Raw genomic sequence first — 2,637 nt, forward strand, 5'->3', positions numbered from 1 at the left:
CGCATGGGACATGCGTTCCACCCCGGTGGAACGCTGCAAGCCGGCTATTTTTGCCAGCCTCCGGTCCTGCCCCGGCCGTCTGCCTGGCCGCCGTGTTTGACCATCAAAGTTGACTCAATCCATCGGCAAATGTGTCGAGGCCAATGACAACCGGCGCGACCGCGGCGATGCGGCACACGAACTCTGCGTGTGCGAGAACACGTCGCGAGGCGACCGCAATTCCGGCTGAGAGCGATGCCAGGAAAAGCGCCCGTGTGCAGCCGAAGGCTTGCAGGGTCATCGCGCCGACAGTCCGCACCGGCGAGCCTCCCAGCGAAACCGTTCCGAAAATGAACGATGAATTCTCGGAGTTCTTGGGCCGACTTTGGCCCGAGTGGACGTTTGTCGATATTTTCGGAAAATCCTTCAGACAGAGCAACTCTGTGGCGAAGTAACTTGTATTAGTTGCCTTTGGCACATATTATCAAGCCAGAGGCAACGTTCTGGAGAATCCATGTCTGATGCACAAATCGAGGACCGCGCGGAAACAGTCCGCCGCTTCAACCGCTTCTATACCCGCCAGATCGGCGTGCTGCATGAATATCTGCTGGACAGCGAGTTCTCGCTAACCGAAGTGCGCATCCTGTATGAACTGGCGCACCGTCCAGCGCTGACCACTTCCGATCTATGCCGTGAACTCGGCCTTGATGCAGGGTACCTGAGTCGCGTGATTGCCGGTTTCGAGAAGAACGGGCTCATCGGGAAGACGCGCTCGCCAGCCGACGGGCGCATCGCGCACCTGCAACTGACGGAAAAGGGGCGTGCGACATTCGCACCGCTGAATGAGGCTTCACGCCGCGAAATCATCGCGATGCTGGAACGGCTGTCGGTCCCCGAGCAGCACCAGCTGGTCGACGCGATGGGCCAGATCGAAGGGCTGCTCGGCGAACACATCCCGTCTTACCTGCTGCGCGATCCGCAACCCGGAGACATGGGCTGGATCGTGCATCGCCACGGCGTGCTCTACGCCCAGGAGTACGGCTGGAACGCCGAATTCGAAGCACTGGTTGCCGAGATCGTCGCCCGGTACGTGCGCGAGTTCGACCGGAGTTCGGAACGCTGCTGGATCGCCGAGAAGGACGGCAAGGTGGTCGGCTCGGTATTTATCGTTCGACATGATGAAACTACCGCAAAGCTTCGCCTGCTTTACGTCGAACCGAGTGCCCGTGGGCTTGGAATCGGCAGGCGGCTCGTCGAGGAATGCCTGCGGTTCGCCCGCCTTGCTGGCTACCGGAAGCTGGTGTTGTGGACCAACAGCGTGCTGGGCGACGCGCGCCGGATCTACGAAAAGGCCGGCTTCCGGCTGATCGAGGAAGAACCGCATCACAGCTTTGGCAAGGACCTGGTTGGGCAAACGTGGGCACTCGACCTGTGAACGCCCGACCGCAGGCGACGCTCGCAGCAGCGGCGACCGGCGTGCTGGTCGGCGCGGCGATGGTCGCCACGCGGACGGTCTCCACCGATGCCTCGCCCGCGACGCTCGCCTTTCTGCGTTATTTCATCGGTATGTGTGTTCTTGCTGTGCCGATGTTACTGACCCGCCGCACGCGCTTTTCGGTGAAGGACACGGCCGCGATCGCTGTGCTCGGCGTGTTCCAGTTCGCCGTGCTGATCGTGCTGCTCAATTACGCACTGGAAACGCTATCGGCAGCGACGTGCGCCCTCATATTCTCGACGATGCCGCTGGTGACGATGTGCCTCGCCGTCGGACTGCGCCGCGAGGTCTTCAGTCTCGCAAGACTGACCGGACTCGTGCTGGCGGTATCGGGGGTTGGCTTTCTGCTTCATACATCGCTGGCGCACGTTTCGGCACACGCTGACCTGTCCGCGATTGCGGCGCTCATCGGTGCGACGGTGATCGGGGCTGTCTGCAGCATGCTGTACCGGCCGTACCTGCGCCGCTACCCGGCTTTGCCGACCAGCGCGCTGGCCATGTTCACCGCCGTCATTTTTCTGGGCGCGCTCTGTCTCGCAACGGCGCAGCCACTCGTTCCCCGCCTGTCGGCGATGCAGTGGGCAAACGTCGTCTTCATTGGCCTGTCGAGCGGCGTCGGCTATTTCTGCTGGCTGTGGGCGCTGGGCAAACTCGAAGCGAGCCGCGTCGTCGCCTTTCAGGCGTTGGGACCGGTTACTGCAACGGTGATCGAGTTGCTGCTCGCGCGCCAGATGCCATCGTGGGGGCTCTGCCTGTCCGTCGCGCTGGTCGTCGGCGGCCTCAATGTGGCGCTGCGGGACGGACGCCGGATGCGGGCGGTGGTCAGGCCTGGCTGACGATGGCCGCCCGGAAACGATTGACTGGCAGCTACCCATTCAACAACGAGGAGGATTCAGTATGAGCAGCCGTTACGACTACAGGATCGATACAGAAGTGAAGTTCGGTTTCCTGAAGCTGATCGACGTCAACCTGATTCGCGAGCAGGTCAGGGACGACTGGACCAACCAGACACTCTGTCGTGTCAACGACTGCGTCGTCCGCCTTGGTGTCGTCCAGGGCGAATTCCACTGGCACAGGCACGACAATGAGGATGAGTTCTTCTATGTCGTCGACGGCAGGCTGTTCATCGATGTGGAGAACGGTCCGACGGTCGAACTCCTGCC

3 protein-coding genes are annotated in these 2,637 nt (G+C 61.7%); all 3 read left to right on the plus strand.

Annotated elements, in window-relative coordinates:
• Positions 1–493 precede the first annotated feature (493 nt).
• A complete protein-coding gene (locus tag VFE81_RS04925; RefSeq protein WP_325043522.1) occupies positions 494–1,414 on the plus strand; it encodes a bifunctional helix-turn-helix transcriptional regulator/GNAT family N-acetyltransferase in 921 nt (306 codons plus the stop codon).
• Positions 1,411–2,310, plus strand: coding sequence for a DMT family transporter (locus tag VFE81_RS04930; RefSeq protein WP_325043523.1), 900 nt, complete (start codon positions 1,411–1,413; stop codon positions 2,308–2,310). Before VFE81_RS04925 ends, VFE81_RS04930 begins: the two co-directional genes overlap by 4 nt.
• A 61-nt stretch (positions 2,311–2,371) precedes the next feature.
• The coding region (locus tag VFE81_RS04935) for a cupin domain-containing protein (protein WP_325043524.1) at positions 2,372–2,637 on the plus strand (266 nt) is incomplete at its 3' end.

The sequence above is a fragment of the Paraburkholderia sp. genome, from assembly GCF_035656215.1.
GTDB lineage: Bacteria > Pseudomonadota > Gammaproteobacteria > Burkholderiales > Burkholderiaceae > Paraburkholderia.